At 78.7% G+C, this 1,514-nt stretch carries 1 protein-coding gene; it reads left to right on the top strand.

Going from position 1 to position 1,514, the window contains the following annotated elements:
* The coding region (locus tag FNQ90_RS22770) for an exopolysaccharide biosynthesis polyprenyl glycosylphosphotransferase (protein ID WP_228471521.1) at positions 1-1,353 on the top strand (1,353 nt) is incomplete at its 5' end.
* Between the last annotated feature and the right edge of the window lie 161 nt (positions 1,354-1,514).

Raw genomic sequence — 1,514 nt, forward strand, 5'->3', positions numbered from 1 at the left:
CCCCCGCCGTGGCCCGGGCCGGGGACCCCCCTCCCGGCCGGCGCGTCCGGCGTGCCGGTCGGCGCGCTGCTGGTCGTGGCGGCGGTCGTCGGCGTGGTCGGCGCGCTGCACCTGGCCGCCGGCCTCCACCGCCCGGCGCCCTTCGCCTCCGCGCTGGAGGACCTGCCCCGGCTCCTCGCGCACGCCGTGCTCGCCTGGTGCGTGGGGTGTGCCCTGGTGGTCGCGTTCCGTCCCGACGCCGCCCCCGGGGCGCGGTCGTTGTTGCTGCTGATCACCGTCCACGCCGTGCTCGCCTGGGCGGGGCGCGCCGCGGTGCTGCGCGCCCGCGTCCGGCGGGCGCGACGAAACCCCCGCCCGACCGTGGTGATCGGTGCCGGTCGGCCGGGACGACGGATCGTCGCCGTGCTCCGCGACCACCCCGAGTACGGCCTGCGGCCCGTGGCCCGGGTGACCGCCGGGGAGACCGCTTCCCCGACCACCTCACCGCCGCGCGCCGAGGAGACGGGCGACCTCCCCGTGGTGCCGCCGCGACCCCGGGAGCTGGACCGGCTCATCGCCCGGCACGGCCCCGTCGACGCCCTGTTCACCCACCCCCCGGCCGGTCCCGACGACACGGCCCTGCTGCGGCGGCTGTGGGAGCGCGGCGGCGTGGCCCGGCTGGTCGAGGTCGATCCCGCACCGCACCGCCACGTCCCCGCCGGGCCCGGCGCCGCCCGGGGCGCGCACCTGTGGGGCCACCCCTGTTACCGGCTGGACCCGCCGCCCCGCCGGCGTGCCGCGACCGCCGCGAAGCGGTCGGTGGACGTGCTCGGCGCGGTCCTCGGCCTGGTCCTCGCCGCGCCCCTGCTGGTCGCCTGCGCGCTGGCCGTGCGGCTGATCGACGGCCCCGGGGTGATCTTCCGTCAGGAACGGGTGGGCCGGGACGGCCGGCCCTTCGTCCTCTACAAGTTCCGCACCCTGCGCCCGGGCGACGACCGGGAGGCCGCCACCCGCTGGTCCATCGCCGACGACCTGCGGATGAGCCGGGTGGGCCGGGTGCTGCGCCGCACCTCCCTGGACGAGCTGCCGCAGCTGTGGAACGTGGTGCGGGGCGAGATGAGCCTGGTCGGTCCCCGTCCCGAACGCCCTCACTTCGTCGAGCGGTTCGGGCAGGCGTACCCCGGCTACGCGGAGCGCCACCGGATGCCGGTCGGACTCACCGGCCTCGCCCAGACCAGCGGGCTGCGCGGGGACACCTCGATCGAGGACCGGGCCCGCTTCGACAACCACTACATCGACACCTGGTCGCTCTGGCGGGACCTGCGGATCCTCGCCCGGACCGCCGTCGAGTGCGTGCGCTGCAAGGGAGCCTGAGGATGCGTCGACTCCTGCGCCGCCTGCTCGTCGTTTCCCCCGGGCCCCCGGGCTCCGCGGCCTCCGCGCGCCGCTCCGGCGACGGGCGGAGCGCGGGGTCGGGCACGCGCGGCGGCGTCGTCCCCCGCGCCGCCCCCGTGCCGGCCGGCCGGGAGGCGCCC

This window comes from Streptomyces alkaliphilus (assembly GCF_014141535.1).
Lineage (GTDB): Bacteria > Actinomycetota > Actinomycetes > Streptomycetales > Streptomycetaceae > Streptomyces > Streptomyces alkaliphilus.